This window comes from Klebsiella sp. 141251 (genome assembly GCF_050600725.1).
In the GTDB taxonomy this organism is placed as follows: Bacteria; Pseudomonadota; Gammaproteobacteria; order Enterobacterales; family Enterobacteriaceae; genus Klebsiella; species Klebsiella aerogenes.
Genome location: NZ_JAQIRG010000001.1, coordinates 440,288 through 456,264, shown reverse-complemented (window position 1 = coordinate 456,264; position 15,977 = coordinate 440,288). Strand labels below are relative to the sequence as shown.

Below are 15,977 nucleotides of genomic sequence, written 5' to 3'. Positions count from 1 at the left end.
GAGGAAGCGTGCGATATCTGGCAACAATGCTGTTATCTCTGGCGGTGTTAATCACCGCCGGTTGCGGCTGGCATCTGCGTAGCAATACGCAGGTTCCAACCACAATGAAAACTATGATTTTCCAGTCAAGCGATCCGAACGGTCCGTTAAGCCGTGCGGTACGTAATCAGCTGCGTTTGAATGGCGTTGAGCTGATCGATGCCGATACGCTGCGTAAGGACGTTCCGTCCCTGCGTCTGGGTAACTCATCCATTCAGAAAGATACGGCATCCATTTTCCAGGATGGTCGTACTGCTGAATACCAGATGGTGCTGACCGTTAACGCCACCGTATTGATCCCGGGTCATGACATTTACCCAATCAATACCAAGGTTTATCGTTCATTCTTCGATAACCCGCAGGCGGCGCTGGCGAAAGATGCCGAGCAGGACATGATTGTTCGTGAGATGTACGACAAGGCCGCGGAACAGCTGATCCGCAAATTGCCGAGCGTGCATGTTGCGGATGTCGAAGCCACCAAAGAGGCTGAGCAACCGGTGTCTGGAACCCCGGCCGCCTCGACCTCCGGCAACCGCGTTTCCACTACGCTGGGTAACTGATGATTCGGTTGTACCCGGAACAACTCCGCGCGCAGCTCACTGAAGGGCTGCGCGCGGCGTATTTATTGCTTGGTAACGATCCGCTGTTGTTACAGGAAAGCCAGGATGCCATCCGCGAAGCCGCGGCCGCCCAGGGCTTTACCGAACATCACACCGCGACCATCGATGCCAGCACCGACTGGCCCGCCCTTTTCTCCTTAAGTCAGGCGCTGAGCCTCTTTTCCAGCCGCCAGACGCTTCTGCTTATTCTGCCGGAAAACGGTCCGAATGCGGCGATTAACGAACAGCTAGCCACGCTGGTCGGTATGCTGCATGAAGATCTGCTGCTGATTGTCCGCGGCAATAAGCTTACTAAAGCCCAGGAAAACGCAGCATGGGTGACCGCGCTTGCCAGCCGCGCCGTACAGGTCAGCTGTCAGACGCCGGAATATGCGCAGCTACCGCGCTGGCTGGCCGCCCGCGCTAAGCAGAACAAGCTGCAATTAGATGAAGCCGCCAGCCAACTGCTGTGCTACTGCTATGAAGGTAATCTGCTGGCGTTAGCGCAGGCGCTGGAGCGGCTCTCGCTGCTGTGGCCTGACGGCAAGCTGACGTTGCCTCGCGTTGAACAGGCGGTGAATGATGCCGCCCACTTCACGCCATATCACTGGGTCGATGCCCTGCTGGCCGGCAAGAGCAAGCGCGTACTGCACGTCCTGCAGCAACTGCGCCTTGAAGGCTGCGAACCCGCCATTTTGCTGCGCACGCTGCAGCGCGAACTGCTGCTGCTGGTGAACCTGAAGCGCCAGTCGGCGCATACGCCGCTGCGTACGCTGTTTGATAAACACCGGGTCTGGCAGAACCGCCGTCAACTGGTGGGTGACGCGCTCACGCGCCTCAGCGCCGAGCAACTGCGCCAGGCCGTCACGTTATTAACCCGCGCCGAGCTCACCTTCAAACAAGATTATGGCCAGTCAATATGGCCCGAGCTGGAAAGTCTTTCGTTACTGCTCTGCCATAAAGCGCTGGCGGACGTTTTCATTGATGGTTGATATGACTCAGTTGCAGGCGATGTACGGCGGCACCTTCGATCCGGTGCATTATGGCCACCTGAAGCCGGTAGAAATTCTGGCGAACCAGATCGGTCTTAACCGGGTGATCATCGTCCCCAATAACGTCCCGCCGCATCGTCCGCAGCCGGAGGCCACCAGCGCCCAGCGCGTACATATGCTCGAGCTGGCGATAGCGGATAAGCCGCTGTTTGTCCTCGATGAGCGCGAGCTGCGGCGCGATACCCTCTCCTGGACGGCGCAAACGTTGCAGGAGTGGCGACAGGAACAGGGTCCCGACCGGCCGCTGGCGTTTATTATTGGTCAGGATTCGCTGTTGACCTTCCCCACCTGGCATAACTACGCCACGATCCTCGATAACGCCCATCTGATCGTCTGCCGGCGTCCGGGATATCCACTGGCGATGAAGCGCGAAGAAGATCAGCAATGGCTTGATAAACATCTCACCCACGATATCGAGCTGTTACATAACCGCCCCGCCGGAGCTATCTATCTTGCGGAAACGCCGTGGTTCGATATTTCCGCCACGCTGATTCGTCAGCGTCTGCAGCAGGGGGTCTCCTGCGCCGATATGCTGCCCGAGGCCGTGCTGGACTACATTCACCAGCAGAAGCTCTATTGCTGAGAACCCGCTGCGGGGATATCGTTACGCTACGCGATTTCCACGGAGTGCATCATGAAATTATGGCTGGTTCGCCACGGCGAAACGCAGGCTAACGTCGACGGGCTGTATAGCGGTCACGCTCCCACCCCGCTCACCGAACGCGGTATCCAGCAGGCGTGCTCGCTGGGTGACTGTCTGCGGGAGGTACCTTTCGAGCTGGTATTGTGCAGCGAGCTGGAGAGAACCCAGCATACCGCCGACCTGGTGCTCGCTGGTCGGCTAATCCCACGGCAAGTGATTCCTTCGTTGAATGAGATGTTTTTTGGCGATTGGGAAATGCGCCACCATCGCGATCTGCAAAAAGAAGACCCGCAGAACTACGCCGCATGGTGCAAAGACTGGCAACACGCCGCACCGACCAACGGCGAAAGCTTCCATGCCTTCGCGCAGCGTATCGCGGCTTTTGTCGCCACCCTCGGGCAATATCAGCCGCGGGATAACCTGCTGATCGTCGGCCACCAGGGCGCTTTAAGCCTGTTAATCGCACTCTTATTGCAGATGCCTGCCTCAGCAATGTGGCATTTTCCCCTCGCCCACGGCTGCTGGAGCCTTATCGAACGACGCGACGATTTTACAACCCTGCGGGTATTAAATAGCCAGGCGCAGTGGCGCGCGGAATAAGAATTCATGACCGCCCATTGACAGCCCCGAGCAGGCTGCTATTCTCCGCAGCCAGGCTACACCCGCTATACGCATCTTACAGAAATTGTTTTACAAAAATGGCGATGCATTCGTCGGCAAGGGATGGGATGATAGCCCGCTTTCAAGGGCTGAAAGCTGACTTTTCTCCCGACATTGCCATGACTTCGGGTATACTGTCAGGCTCGTTATTGTTATCACTCTTCACGCACCCAGGGGGAACACTTGCAGGGTAAAGCACTCCAGGATTTTGTTATCGACAAAATTGATGACCTGAAAGGTCAGGACATCGTCGCCATTGATGTACATGGCAAATCCAGCATCACCGATTGCATGATTATTTGCACCGGCACGTCTACGCGCCACGTGATGTCCATCGCCGACCATGTGGTGCAGGAATCCCGCGCCGCCGGAATGCTGCCGCTGGGCGTTGAAGGTGAAGCCGCCGCCGACTGGATCGTGGTCGATCTGGGCGACGTAATGGTTCACGTCATGCAGGAAGAGAGCCGTCGTTTGTACGAGCTGGAAAAACTCTGGAGTTAATGCGTGAAGCTACAATTGGTGGCCGTTGGCACCAAAATGCCGGACTGGGTTCAGACCGGCTTTAGCGAATATCTGCGCCGTTTTCCAAAAGATATGCCGTTCGAACTGGTAGAGATCCCTGCCGGTAAGCGCGGAAAAAATGCCGATATCAAACGCATCCTCGAAAAAGAGGGCGAAATGATGCTGGCGGCCGCAGGCAAGAACCGTATCGTGACCCTGGATATTCCCGGTAAGCCCTGGGATACGCCGCAGCTGGCGCGAGAACTGGAACGCTGGAAGCAGGATGGCCGGGACGTCAGTTTACTCATTGGCGGCCCGGAAGGTCTCTCTCCGGCCTGCAAAGCGGCAGCGGAACAGAGTTGGTCCCTTTCCACGCTCACGTTGCCTCACCCGTTAGTTCGCGTGCTGGTGGCTGAGAGCCTGTATCGTGCGTGGAGCATTACGACTAACCACCCTTACCACCGTGAGTAATGATGACCTGGGTAGACTAAGCAGCGAATGAAATTACAGAATTCTTTCCGCGACTATACGGCTGAATCCTCGCTGTTTGTACGCCGGGCGCTGGTCGCTTTTACGGGCATTTTGTTGCTTACCGGCGTGCTGATTGCCAACCTCTACAACGTACAGATTGTCCGTTTCAACGACTATCAAACGCGTTCCAATGAAAACCGTATTAAGCTGGTCCCCATTCCGCCCAGCCGCGGCATTATCTACGATCGCAACGGCACGCCGCTGGCGCTGAACCGCACCATCTATCAGTTAGAGATGATGCCGGAAAAAGTCGATAACGTGCAGCAGACGCTGGATGCGCTGCGCGACGTCGTCGACCTGACCGACGACGACATCGCCGGCTTTAAAAAAGAGCGCGCGCGCTCTCACCGCTTCACCTCGATTCCGGTGAAGGTCAATCTTAATGAAGTCCAGGTGGCGCGCTTCGCCGTAAACCAGTACCGCTTCCCCGGCGTCGAAGTCAAAGGCTACAAGCGCCGCTACTATCCCTATAACTCCGCCCTGACCCACGTTATCGGCTACGTCTCTAAAATTAACGATAAAGACGTCGATCGCCTGGATAAAGAGGGCAAGCTGGCTAACTACGCGTCGACCCACGACATCGGTAAGCTGGGAATCGAGCGCTATTATGAAGACGTGCTGCACGGGCAAACCGGTTATGAAGAGGTTGAAGTCAACAACCGCGGCCGCGTTATTCGCCAGTTAAAAGAAGTGCCTCCGCAGGCCGGACGCGATATCTACTTAACCCTTGATTTGAAGCTGCAGCAGTATATCGAAACGCTGCTGGCGGGCAGCCGCGCGGCGGTAGTGGTCACCGACCCGCGCAGCGGCGCGATTCTGGCGCTGGTTTCAACCCCGAGCTACGATCCCAACCTGTTTGTCGATGGTATCTCCAGCAAAGATTATTCCGGACTCCTCAACGATCCGAATACCCCGCTGGTTAACCGCGCCACGCAGGGGGTCTATCCACCCGCCTCGACGGTAAAACCCTACGTCGCCGTCTCGGCCTTGAGCGCCGGCGTCATTACCCGCAATACCAGTCTGTTCGACCCCGGCTGGTGGCAGCTGCCTGGATCGGAAAAACGCTATCGCGACTGGAAGAAATGGGGCCACGGTCACCTGAACGTCACTAAGGCGCTGGAAGAGTCCGCGGATACCTATTTCTATCAGGTCGCCTATGATATGGGCATCGACCGCCTTTCCGAATGGATGAGTAAATTCGGCTACGGCGACTACACCGGCGTCGACCTGGCGGAAGAGCGCTCCGGTAACATGCCCACTCGCGAATGGAAGCTCAAGCGCTTTAAGAAACCCTGGTACCAGGGCGACACCATCCCGGTCGGTATCGGCCAGGGCTACTGGACCGCTACGCCGATTCAGATGAACAAAGCGCTGATGATCCTGATAAATGACGGTGTGGTTAAAGTCCCTCACCTGCTGCAAAGCACGCTTGAAGACGGTAAACAGGTACCGTGGGTTCAGCCGCATGAACCGCCGGTCGGCGATATTCATTCCGGCTATTGGGAAATCGCTAAAGACGGGATGTATGGCGTTGCCAACCGCGGCAACGGTACCGCGCACAAATACTTTGCCAGCGCGCCGTATAAGATTGCGGCGAAGTCCGGTACCGCGCAGGTATTCGGCCTGAAAGCCAACGAAACCTATAACGCGCACCGAATTTCCGAGCGTCTGCGTGACCACAAGCTCATGACGGCGTTTGCGCCTTACAACAACCCCCAGGTCGCGGTGGCGATGATCCTGGAGAATGGCGGCGCCGGCCCGGCGGTCGGTACCATTATGCGCCAGATCCTTGATCACATCATGCTGGGTGATAACAACACCAATCTGCCGAGTGAGAACCCGGCGGTGACGGCGGGGGAGGATCAATAATGACCGATAATCCGAACAAAAAATCGCTATGGGATAAAATCCATCTTGACCCAACGATGCTGCTCATTCTGCTGGCGCTGCTCACCTACAGCGCGCTGGTTATCTGGAGCGCCAGCGGCCAGGACGTAGGCATGATGGAGCGCAAAATCGGCCAAATCGCCATGGGCGTGGTGATTATGATCGTGATGGCGCAGATCCCGCCGCGGGTATATGAGGGCTGGGCGCCCTACCTGTATATTTTCTGTATTATTTTGCTGGTTGCCGTAGACGCCTTCGGCGCTATCTCCAAAGGCGCACAGCGCTGGCTCGATCTCGGTATTGTTCGTTTTCAGCCCTCGGAGATTGCTAAAATAGCGGTGCCGCTGATGGTAGCGCGGTTCATAAACCGCGATGTCTGTCCGCCTTCACTGAAGAATACCGCCATCGCGCTGGTCCTGATCTTCCTGCCGACCCTGCTGGTTGCGGCGCAGCCAGACCTCGGCACTTCTATTTTGATCGCCCTCTCCGGCCTGTTTGTTCTGTTCCTCTCCGGCCTGAGCTGGCGCTTAATCGGCATCGCGGTGGTACTTGTCGCCGCCTTCATTCCGATTTTATGGTTCTTCCTGATGCACGACTACCAGCGTCAGCGCGTAATGATGCTGCTCGATCCGGAGACCGATCCGCTGGGCGCGGGCTATCATATTATTCAGTCCAAAATCGCTATTGGTTCCGGCGGATTACGCGGTAAAGGCTGGTTGCATGGTACTCAGTCGCAGCTCGAATTCCTGCCGGAGCGCCATACCGACTTTATCTTCGCCGTACTGGCGGAAGAGCTGGGGCTTATCGGGGTGTTGATCCTGCTGGCATTGTACATTTTGCTTATCATGCGCGGACTATGGATCGCCGCCCAGGCGCAAACCACCTTTGGCCGCGTCATGGCAGGCGGTTTAATGTTGATTTTATTCGTTTATGTCTTCGTAAATATTGGTATGGTAAGTGGTATTTTGCCGGTGGTGGGGGTACCTTTGCCGCTGGTCAGCTACGGGGGCTCAGCCCTAATCGTATTGATGGCCGGGTTTGGTATCGTTATGTCGATCCATACCCACAGAAAAATGTTGTCGAAAAGCGTTTAAGGGGTTCGCAATGCGTAAGCAATGGCTGGGGATCTGCATAGCAGCAGGGCTGCTGGCGGCATGTTCAGGTGAAGACGTTCAGCAGAAGACGGTTAGCGTCCCGCAGCCGGCTGTCTGTAATGGTCCGACGGTAGAAATCAGCGGCGCCGATCCGCATTTCGAAACGCTGAATGCCACGGCCAATCAGGATTATGAGCGCGACGGCAAAAGCTATAAAATCGTCCAGGATCCGGCTAACTTCACCCAGACCGGTCTGGCGGCAATTTATGATGCCGAACCGAACAGCAACCTGACCGCCTCTGGCGAAGCGTTCGATCCGACACAGCTTACCGCCGCGCATCCTACGTTGCCTATCCCAAGCTATGCGCGTATCACTAACCTGGCCAATGGCCGGATGATCGTAGTGCGCATTAACGATCGTGGCCCGTACGGCAATGACCGGGTCATTTCCCTGTCCCGCGCCTCAGCGGACCGCCTGAACACTTCTAACAATACTAAAGTTCGTATCGATCCAATTATTGTCTCTCAGGACGGCGCGTTATCCGGTCCAGGTATGGCGTGCACCACCGTCGCCAAACAGACCTATGCCTTGCCTTCGCGTCCAAACCTTGATGGCGATGGTTCCGCGGCCATCTCACCGGCCGACCAATCAAACGTTCATGCCATTAGCAACTCAACGCTTAAGCCTGAAGATAACGTGGGCGCGCCGGTTAACGGTAGTGGATTCCTCGGCGCGCCGACGCCGCTGAATAATGGCGTACTGGAAGGTAGCGAACCCGCTACTGCTGCGCCTGCCGCCGTCGCCGCAACGCCTGCAACGCCCAGCGCGCCGGTTACCGCGCCTGGCTCGATTCAAGGTAGCGTCGCGCCTGCCGCGACCGCAACAGCAGCAGCAACCGCCGCTGTGGCCGCGCCAAACGCCGGCACCAGCGGCGAGTTCGTCGTGCAGGTCGGCGCCGTTAGCGACCAGGCTCGCGCCCAGCAATATCAGCAGCGCCTGAGCCAACAGTTCGCCGTTCCCGGCCGTGTGATGCAAAACGGCGCCGTATGGCGGATTCAACTGGGTCCATTTGCCAGTAAGTCGCAAGCGACGACGGTACAACAGCGTCTGCAAAACGAAGCGCAGCTACAATCATTTATTACTCGCGCCAACTAAACGTGACGCCGCGGCATCTCCCGCCACAGCATATGTAAAAGTCGTTAACAAAGTCATATGCAATGTCGGATGCCGCTGCGAAACGCATTTGTTATAGTAAGGCACTTTTTTTAATTTCATCACGGATGCCGTTGTTCTAACCATGAAGACCTCTTTCACCGCTCGTTTACTCGTTACGGCCCTCTCCGTTGCGGCACTGTCTACCGCTGCCCGCGCCGATGACCTGAATATGAAAACCATGATCCCAGGCGCTCCGCAGATCGATGCTGAATCCTGGGTTCTTATCGATTACAACTCAGGTAAAGTGCTGGCGGAAAACAACGCCGACGCCCGCCGCGATCCGGCGAGCCTGACCAAAATGATGACCAGCTATGTCATAGGCCAGGCCATGAAGGCGGGCAAATTCAAAGAATCCGATCTGGTCACCGTGGGTAACGACGCGTGGGCAACCGGTAACCCGGTGTTTAAAGGTTCTTCCCTGATGTTCCTGAAGCCGGGCATGCAGGTGCCGGTTTCGCAGCTGATCCGCGGCATCAACCTGCAATCCGGTAACGATGCCTGCGTGGCGATGGCCGACTACGTCGCCGGCAGCCAGGACGCATTTGTCAGCCTGATGAACAACTACGTAAACGCGTTGGGCCTGAAAAATACCCATTTCCAGACCGTTCACGGCTTGGACGCCGACGGCCAGTACAGTTCCGCGCGTGACATGGCGCTGATCGGCCAGGCGCTGATCCGCGACGTACCGAATGAGTATTCCATCTACCGCGAAAAAGAGTTCACCTTCAACGGTATTCGCCAGCTGAACCGTAACGGCCTGCTGTGGGATAACAGCCTCAACGTCGATGGCATTAAAACCGGCCATACCGACAAAGCCGGCTACAACCTGGTTGCCTCCGCTACCGAAGGCCAGATGCGCCTGATCTCCGCGGTGATGGGCGGGCGTACTTACAAAGGTCGTGAGTCCGAAAGCAAGAAACTGCTGACCTGGGGCTTCCGCTTCTTCGAAACCGTGAACCCCATTAAAGCAGGTAAAGAGTTCGCCTCTGAACCGGCCTGGTTCGGCGATAGCGATCGCGCTTCTCTGGGCGTAGATAAAGACGTCTATCTGACTATCCCGCGCGGGCGCATGAAAGACCTGAAAGCCAGCTATGTACTGAACAACACCGAACTGCACGCGCCGCTGCAGAAAAACCAGGTGGTCGGTACCATTAACTTCCAGCTGGATGGCAAAACTATCGATCAGCGTCCGTTAGTGGTGCTGCAGGAAATTCCGGAAGGGAATTTCTTCGGCAAAATCATTGATTACATTAAGTTAATGTTCCATCACTGGTTTGGTTAAAAATTGAACACTTGAAAGTGTGATTTCTATCCCCATATACTATTCATCAAAGAAACCTGATAACTCCCACATCACGTGGGAGTTATTATTTTAGTCGTCACACCGGAGCTGACATGAAAACCAAACTTAACGAACTGCTTGAATTCCCTACGCCATTTACTTACAAAGTAATGGGGCAGGCGTTGCCTGAGCTGGTTGATCAGGTGGTGGAAGTGGTACAGCGCCATGCGCCTGGTGATTACTCTCCGTCAGTAAAACCGAGCAGCAAAGGTAACTACCACTCGGTCTCCATCACCATTAACGCCACCCACATCGAACAGGTCGAAGCCCTGTACGAAGAGTTGGGCAATATCGAAATCGTGCGGATGGTGCTGTAATCCCTCGCCTTACCCGGCCTCAAGCGCCGGGTAATTCTCCTTCTTTCGCTGTGATATACTCTCCCCACTTAAGTCATCCCTCTCGGCGGAGACGTTGTTTTGCAGCACAATACCATTCTTATTCGACAACTCGGCCTGCAACCTTACGAACCCATCTCGCAGGCAATGCATGAATTTACCGACAGTCGTGACGACACGACGCTGGATGAAATCTGGCTGGTAGAACATCACCCGGTGTTTACTCAGGGTCAGGCCGGCAAAGCCGAACACGTACTGGTACCCGGTGATATCCCGGTCATTCAGAGCGACCGCGGCGGCCAGGTGACCTATCACGGGCCAGGCCAACAGGTGATGTATGTCTTGCTGAATCTTAAACGGCGTAAACTCGGCGTGCGCGAATTAGTGACGCTGCTGGAGCAGACCGTGGTCAATACGCTGGCGGAGTATCAGATTGAATCTCATCCTCGCGCCGATGCGCCGGGAGTTTACGTTGGTGAACAGAAAATCTGCTCGCTGGGACTGCGTATTCGTAAAGGTTGTTCTTTCCACGGGCTGGCGCTGAATGTGGCAATGGATTTGACGCCGTTCCTGCGTATTAATCCGTGTGGCTATGCCGGCATGGAGATGACGCAAATGCGCCAGTGGCAGCCGCAGGCCGCTACAGAAAACGTCGCGCCGCGGCTGGTCGCCAACCTGCTGGCGCTGCTGAACAACCCACCGCATGAATATGTCGCCGCTTGATGCGCACCGCGCTCTGAACCTTCAGAGCGCAACTCCTTATTAATACTTCATATTTGCAATCAATTGTCACGCAACGCCACATCATCGCCCGCTATAATAAGCCTATGACCCAACGACCGGATCCGCGAGTGGCCGACAATCATCCCCCATTGGAAAACAACGAACAGCCAGAAGATCGGCAGATCTTTCGTATTCTGCGTAATATCGATCTTAATCTGTTAACTATCTTCGAAGCCGTGTACGTGCATAAAGGCATCGTCAATGCGGCGAAGGTGCTCAATATCACGCCTTCGGCCATTAGCCAGTCGATCAATAAACTACGGGCTCTGTTCCCCGACCCTCTCTTTATTCGAAAAGGACAGGGGGTGACGCCGACGGCTTTTGCGACTCACCTGCATCAATATATCAGCCAGGGGATGGAAGCCTTTCTCAATGCGCTGGATTTGGGCAGCAGCTCGCAGCAGCAGCGCGTGCTCACCATCGCTACCGCGCCGACCATCGGCGCATTGGTGATGCCAACCATCGCCAACGCGTTAAAAGCGCGGTTTCCTCAAGTATTGCTGCACAATATTGCGATTACCGATGCCGCCAGCCAGCTCAACCAGCGGCAGGTTGATTTGCTAATCGATACCTATAACCATAGCGGGCTGGCCATTGCGCATCAGGTGCTGTTTTCCGAGCCGGTTGTTATGTTTTGCCGCGAAAATCACCCAATTTTGCCTCTTCCGCTGACGCGGGAAAATCTACAGCAGTTTGAGTTTGCGCTGCTGCTGCCGGAAGGACAGCGCTACCCTGCCCTGCATCGGCAACTTGATGAATTCATCGGGGAACGGAGGTGCGGTTTTAGCAGCTATAACCTGTTGACTCAGGCGGCGATGATGAATAATAGCGATTTGCTGGGGCTGACGCCTGAGAGTATGTTCGCGCTGGTGGCGAAGATCTGGCCTCTACAGGCGATGCCTTTCCCGCCGTTACAAGACCAGCGCATTGATTTCTCGCTACATTACAACCGGCAAAGCGCCCAGGAGCCGTTACTGAAAGAGATTATCGACACTATTCTGCAAACTTATTCCCGCTAACCGCACGCGAGGGAAAAGGATAAAACAACAACTATTTTACAATTTGCCGGGCAACCAGGCTGCTTTCAACCCCGTATCAATGATATACTGCCTGTCCTTAGTTCAAAAATAGTTGATAAATACAACATTTGATTGAATTAATTCGCTTTCCTTCGTGACTCGCAACTGGAACACGCACGCTATGAGTAAACCCATTGTGATGGAACGCGGTGTTAAGTACCGCGACGCCGATAAAATGGCCCTTATCCCGGTGAAAAACGTGGCAACTGAGCGTGAAGCTCTGCTCAGAAAACCGGAATGGATGAAAATCAAACTTCCGGCTGACTCGTCCCGTATTCAGGGGATCAAGGCAGCGATGCGTAAGAATGGCCTGCACTCCGTGTGCGAAGAAGCCTCTTGCCCGAACCTTGCCGAGTGCTTCAACCACGGCACCGCGACCTTTATGATCCTCGGCGCTATCTGTACTCGCCGTTGCCCATTCTGCGATGTGGCCCACGGTCGTCCGGTGACGCCTGATGCCAACGAGCCGCAAAAACTGGCGCAAACCATCGCCGATATGGGGCTGCGCTATGTGGTGGTGACTTCCGTTGACCGCGACGATCTTCGTGACGGCGGCGCGCAGCATTTCGCCGACTGCATCAGCGCTATCCGCGAGAAGAGCCCGAATATCAAAATTGAAACGCTGGTACCGGATTTCCGTGGTCGTATGGATCGCGCGCTGGATATCCTGAAAGTGACGCCGCCGGATGTGTTTAACCACAACCTGGAAAACGTACCGCGCCTGTATCGTCAGGTACGTCCGGGCGCAGATTATAACTGGTCGCTGAAGCTACTGGAGCGCTTTAAAGAAGCGCATCCGGAAATCCCGACCAAATCGGGTCTGATGGTCGGTCTTGGCGAAACCAATGAAGAGATCATCGAAGTGATGCGCGATCTGCGCCGTCATGGCGTTACCATGCTGACGCTGGGTCAGTATCTGCAGCCGAGCCGCCACCACCTGCCGGTACAGCGCTACGTCAGCCCGGAAGAGTTTGAAGAGATGAAAGCTGAAGCCATGGCGATGGGCTTTACCCATGCCGCCTGCGGCCCGTTCGTCCGCTCTTCCTATCATGCCGATCTGCAGGCAAAAGGTATGGAAGTAAAATAACCTCTGCCTTTCTCTGGCCGTCGTTCGCGGCGGCCTGATTTCTCCAGTTCCCCCCAACTTCCAACTTCCCGTTGTCACACTTCGTTTCATCTTTTCATCGCCAGAGTACCGGCAATAAAAAAGGCGACAACGAATACGCTGCCGCCTCTTTGCCGCCAGAGCTTCACACCCGGCCGCGACGCGCCCCCGTTCATCGGGAGCCCGTGATTAATTACTCTTTATGAGAGAGTTTCTGTGCCGGCGCTTCTTCCTCAGCGCTGGTCTTTTTGGCACTGTCATCGTCATCATTCATGGCTTTCTTGAAGCCTTTGATAGCCGAACCCAGGTCTCCACCCAGCGTGCGTAATTTTTTGGTACCAAACACTAAAATAATCAGCGCTGCGACTACCAGCAGTTTGGTAATACTAATCTCACCCATAGCTAACCTTCTTCTCTATACAAGCTCAAGCTGCGAATACGCCATCATACACATATACGCATACAATTAACGGCTATTTGACGCGCCGACACAATAGCAATCTGTAACAAGGTGAATCAAGCCTTGTTTAAAAAAACGTCACAATAATTGCGGTGGCGCAAATCTGCGATTACGCAGCACCGGCAAACTCTCACGCACCTGACGAATATAATCTGCGGATATCTCAGCAAAAATCAGCTGCGGTTGAGCGGCGGCGCCAGCAATAGTGGTACCGAGCGGATCGATAATCCGGCTCTGGCCGATATTACGCGTTCCGCACTCGCCTGCCGCAATAATATAGCAGGTAGTATCCAGCGCCCTTGCCGCCAGCAGCGTCGCCCAGTGATGTTCCTTCATAGGCCCGCGAACCCAGGCGGTCGGCAGCACCAGGACATCGGCCCCCTGTAACGCTAACGATAGCGCTAATTCGGGAAAGCGTAAATCGTAGCAGGTCATTAAGCCGATTCGCATCCCATTTACCTCTATTAAAGGAGGGATTTGCTCACCGGCATCCACCAGCCGTGACTCCTGCATATTAAACGCATCGTACAAATGGAGCTTCTGGTATTGTGCGCAAATTGCCCCTCGGCATATCGCCACCAGCGTATTGCTCGCGCGCCCTTCAGCAGAGGGCACGTGCAGCGTTAATATCGTGGTTAAGTCATTACGCCGGCTTTCGGCCAGCAGTTGCTGCATGAAACCGCCGTCCAGCGCCTGCGCTGATTTTACCGACATATCCGGATCGTTATCGGCCCGCGCCAGTAACGCCTCAGGCAAGACCAGTAACGAAGCGCCGCAGTCTGCCGCCTGACGCATCAGCTCAACGCAGATCTGCGCATTAGTTTGCCACTGCGCCGTGACGGCGAATTGCCCTGCTGCTACCCGCATCTCTTTCTCCCACTTGCGAATCCATAGCCAAAAACGCCTTTGTCGCGCTACACTCGACCCTCTACCTAACCAAATAGCAGGAAATGACCGTGTTACAACTCCTTTTAGCCGTTTTTGTTGGCGGCGGAACCGGCAGCGTGTTGCGCTGGTGGCTGGGCATGAAATTTAACCCAATGCATCATGCAATTCCCATTGGCACGCTAGTCGCTAACCTGCTGGGCGCATTTATAATCGGCGCCGGGTTGGCGTGGTTCAATCGCCTGACGCATGTTGATCCGATGTGGAAACTGCTTATTACCACCGGCTTCTGCGGTGGCCTGACGACCTTCTCCACCTTTTCCGCGGAGGTCGTGTTTCTGCTCCAGCAGGGACGTTTCAGCTGGGCGTTGCTAAACGTTCTCGTCAACCTACTTGGTTCTTTCGCCATGACCGCGACGGCATTCTGGCTGTTTTCACAGTCAGCCGCCCGTTAACGTCAGGCAAAAAAAAACCCGCTATGAGCGGGTTTTTATATTCTACTGACGTGTTGGTTAGATAGCCATTACGTTTGCAGCAGAAGGGCCTTTGGCACCGTTAGTGATTTCGAACTCTACGCGCTGACCTTCAGCCAGAGTTTTGAAACCGTTGGACTGGATTGCAGAGAAGTGTACGAATACATCTTTGCTGCCATCTTCCGGAGTAATGAAACCGAATCCTTTGGACTCATTAAACCACTTAACGTTACCTTTAATCTTAGACATCAAAATTACCTTTAAATTAAAAAACGACACTAATGCTGTGTCGGATACCAGTACATCAATTGTGATGCCTTTTGTCCAGCGTAACTTTCTTAAAAAGTGATAAAAGTCTCTATCTTTATAGCCGACAGTTACGTTAGTCATTGTTTTTCAACAAGACAAAGAACTTATCACTTTTGTCACTACGTTATAACGATTAAAACTGTATGCGCGCCCAGGCAAAATAAACGTTGCCGTTGTTATAAGTACCGGGGATGTAGGTCATCTGGAACGTCGCCGGACCGTAGCCAATCGAGGCCAGGGGCAGCACCACCGGGATCGGGATATAGTTCCAGTTGTCGCGCGCCGTTACGCCAAGGGTGTAACCAAGGCCAAGGTGGAAGTTGTCATCGGCTAGCGGACGCCAGGTTTTCTCCCAGCCATAGCCGCCAATCGGCTCCCACTTATTAAAGGAATCTTTAAACGCCATCAGATACAGGCCGTGCCAGTTACCTTTATCGTCCCAACGCGACATGCCAAAACCCGCGCCCCACGGACGTTCGTTATACTTGTCGGTTTTCTCTTTGTCATAGGCAAAGCGGGCGTGCCAGGTGATCGCCGGAACGTACAGATCGTAGTGCTCAGGCTCGTTCCAGGTTTGTGCGACATTGTCCGTCAGCGTATTGTAGCCATCACGGATCGTTGACGAGAACGAAGCGTTAGCATAGCCGGACGACAGCAACAGGCCGGACAGCGCGACAATAAACAATGCAAATTGGCGTAGTTTCAACACTTCTCTATTACCGATTTCAATTTTAAAAACGAAGTAAAGTAACAAATGTAATCTTAATAGACTGTTAACGGAATAAGGTAAAATCCTGAATTGCGCCGTGGCAAAAACTTCACTCTGGTAGACGACTTTTGTGATGTTAGCCGCGCCACGGGTTCCGATTAGTCAATTCTCAGTATTTTATTGATTTGGGTCAGCAAGTTCTGCCCGTTTTTTGGGCACATTCCCTCACTTAATTTTTGTAGTGCTTTAGATATCAGCAGATTCTTTGGGTTAAT

The 15,977-nt window shown here is 54.5% G+C and carries 19 protein-coding genes; 15 read left to right on the top strand and 4 right to left on the bottom strand.

The window, feature by feature from the left end:
- Positions 1 to 8 precede the first annotated feature (8 nt).
- The 14 genes from lptE (at position 9) to lipA (ending at position 12,848) form a co-directional block, all read left to right on the top strand.
- Complete coding sequence (gene lptE, locus PGR09_RS02145; protein WP_047068301.1) at positions 9 to 599, top strand: LPS assembly lipoprotein LptE; 591 nt, start codon at positions 9 to 11, stop codon at positions 597 to 599.
- Entirely contained in the window at positions 599 to 1,630 is a 1,032-nt protein-coding gene (gene holA / locus PGR09_RS02140) for a DNA polymerase III subunit delta (protein WP_047049285.1), read from the top strand. Before lptE ends, holA begins: the two co-directional genes overlap by 1 nt.
- Positions 1,623 to 2,273: a nicotinate-nucleotide adenylyltransferase gene (gene nadD / locus PGR09_RS02135; protein ID WP_047049289.1), complete on the top strand. Its 651-nt coding sequence runs from the start codon at positions 1,623 to 1,625 to the stop codon at positions 2,271 to 2,273. Before holA ends, nadD begins: the two co-directional genes overlap by 8 nt.
- A gap of 51 nt (positions 2,274 to 2,324) precedes the next feature.
- Positions 2,325 to 2,933 (top strand): adenosylcobalamin/alpha-ribazole phosphatase, encoded by a 609-nt coding sequence (locus PGR09_RS02130; protein WP_063414716.1) that lies wholly within the window; start codon positions 2,325 to 2,327, stop codon positions 2,931 to 2,933.
- 243 nt (positions 2,934 to 3,176) lie between these two features.
- The gene (gene rsfS, locus PGR09_RS02125) at positions 3,177 to 3,494 is read left to right on the top strand and encodes a ribosome silencing factor (protein WP_002894623.1); all 318 of its coding nucleotides are present in this window, start codon (positions 3,177 to 3,179) and stop codon (positions 3,492 to 3,494) included.
- 3 nt (positions 3,495 to 3,497) lie between these two features.
- Positions 3,498 to 3,965 carry a 23S rRNA (pseudouridine(1915)-N(3))-methyltransferase RlmH gene (gene rlmH / locus PGR09_RS02120; protein WP_015367732.1) on the top strand — a complete coding sequence of 156 codons (468 nt, stop codon included), beginning with the start codon at positions 3,498 to 3,500 and terminating at the stop codon, positions 3,963 to 3,965.
- A 27-nt stretch (positions 3,966 to 3,992) separates the two neighbouring features.
- Complete coding sequence (gene mrdA / locus PGR09_RS02115; RefSeq protein WP_045381467.1) at positions 3,993 to 5,894, top strand: peptidoglycan DD-transpeptidase MrdA; 1,902 nt, start codon at positions 3,993 to 3,995, stop codon at positions 5,892 to 5,894.
- Positions 5,894 to 7,006, top strand: a complete 1,113-nt coding sequence (mrdB, locus tag PGR09_RS02110; RefSeq protein ID WP_008805635.1) for a peptidoglycan glycosyltransferase MrdB — start codon at positions 5,894 to 5,896, stop codon at positions 7,004 to 7,006. Before mrdA ends, mrdB begins: the two co-directional genes overlap by 1 nt.
- A gap of 10 nt (positions 7,007 to 7,016) precedes the next feature.
- Positions 7,017 to 8,162 (top strand): endolytic peptidoglycan transglycosylase RlpA, encoded by a 1,146-nt coding sequence (gene rlpA, locus PGR09_RS02105; protein ID WP_049061571.1) that lies wholly within the window; start codon positions 7,017 to 7,019, stop codon positions 8,160 to 8,162.
- 142 nt (positions 8,163 to 8,304) lie between these two features.
- The gene (gene dacA, locus PGR09_RS02100; RefSeq protein WP_015367735.1) at positions 8,305 to 9,504 is read left to right on the top strand and encodes a D-alanyl-D-alanine carboxypeptidase DacA; all 1,200 of its coding nucleotides are present in this window, start codon (positions 8,305 to 8,307) and stop codon (positions 9,502 to 9,504) included.
- A gap of 113 nt (positions 9,505 to 9,617) precedes the next feature.
- Positions 9,618 to 9,881, top strand: coding sequence for a DUF493 family protein YbeD (ybeD, locus tag PGR09_RS02095; protein ID WP_015367736.1), 264 nt, complete (start codon positions 9,618 to 9,620; stop codon positions 9,879 to 9,881).
- A 99-nt stretch (positions 9,882 to 9,980) separates the two neighbouring features.
- The gene (lipB, locus tag PGR09_RS02090; RefSeq protein ID WP_047049299.1) at positions 9,981 to 10,622 is read left to right on the top strand and encodes a lipoyl(octanoyl) transferase LipB; all 642 of its coding nucleotides are present in this window, start codon (positions 9,981 to 9,983) and stop codon (positions 10,620 to 10,622) included.
- A gap of 104 nt (positions 10,623 to 10,726) precedes the next feature.
- Entirely contained in the window at positions 10,727 to 11,701 is a 975-nt protein-coding gene (locus tag PGR09_RS02085; protein ID WP_228339439.1) for a YbeF family transcriptional regulator, read from the top strand.
- A gap of 181 nt (positions 11,702 to 11,882) precedes the next feature.
- On the top strand, positions 11,883 to 12,848 hold the full coding sequence (gene lipA / locus PGR09_RS02080) for a lipoyl synthase (protein ID WP_015367739.1): 966 nt from the start codon (positions 11,883 to 11,885) through the stop codon (positions 12,846 to 12,848).
- A gap of 211 nt (positions 12,849 to 13,059) precedes the next feature.
- On the opposite strand, the gene tatE is transcribed toward lipA, so the two are convergent.
- Together tatE and PGR09_RS02070 are read right to left on the bottom strand one after the other, a co-directional pair.
- Positions 13,060 to 13,266 carry a twin-arginine translocase subunit TatE gene (tatE, locus tag PGR09_RS02075; RefSeq protein WP_045381457.1) on the bottom strand — a complete coding sequence of 69 codons (207 nt, stop codon included), beginning with the start codon at positions 13,264 to 13,266 and terminating at the stop codon, positions 13,060 to 13,062.
- A gap of 138 nt (positions 13,267 to 13,404) precedes the next feature.
- Complete coding sequence (locus PGR09_RS02070) at positions 13,405 to 14,193, bottom strand: deaminated glutathione amidase (protein WP_047049305.1); 789 nt, start codon at positions 14,191 to 14,193, stop codon at positions 13,405 to 13,407.
- Between the two features lie 89 nt (positions 14,194 to 14,282).
- On the opposite strand from PGR09_RS02070, the gene crcB reads away from it, so the two are divergent.
- Positions 14,283 to 14,666 (top strand): fluoride efflux transporter CrcB, encoded by a 384-nt coding sequence (gene crcB / locus PGR09_RS02065; protein ID WP_045381622.1) that lies wholly within the window; start codon positions 14,283 to 14,285, stop codon positions 14,664 to 14,666.
- Positions 14,667 to 14,723: 57 nt separating this feature from the next.
- Here the strand turns inward: crcB and cspE are convergent, their stop codons facing one another.
- Positions 14,724 to 14,933 carry a transcription antiterminator/RNA stability regulator CspE gene (cspE, locus tag PGR09_RS02060; RefSeq protein ID WP_012542460.1) on the bottom strand — a complete coding sequence of 70 codons (210 nt, stop codon included), beginning with the start codon at positions 14,931 to 14,933 and terminating at the stop codon, positions 14,724 to 14,726.
- Positions 14,934 to 15,126: 193 nt separating this feature from the next.
- Positions 15,127 to 15,702, bottom strand: coding sequence for a lipid IV(A) palmitoyltransferase PagP (gene pagP, locus PGR09_RS02055; protein WP_161799856.1), 576 nt, complete (start codon positions 15,700 to 15,702; stop codon positions 15,127 to 15,129).
- Between the last annotated feature and the right edge of the window lie 275 nt (positions 15,703 to 15,977).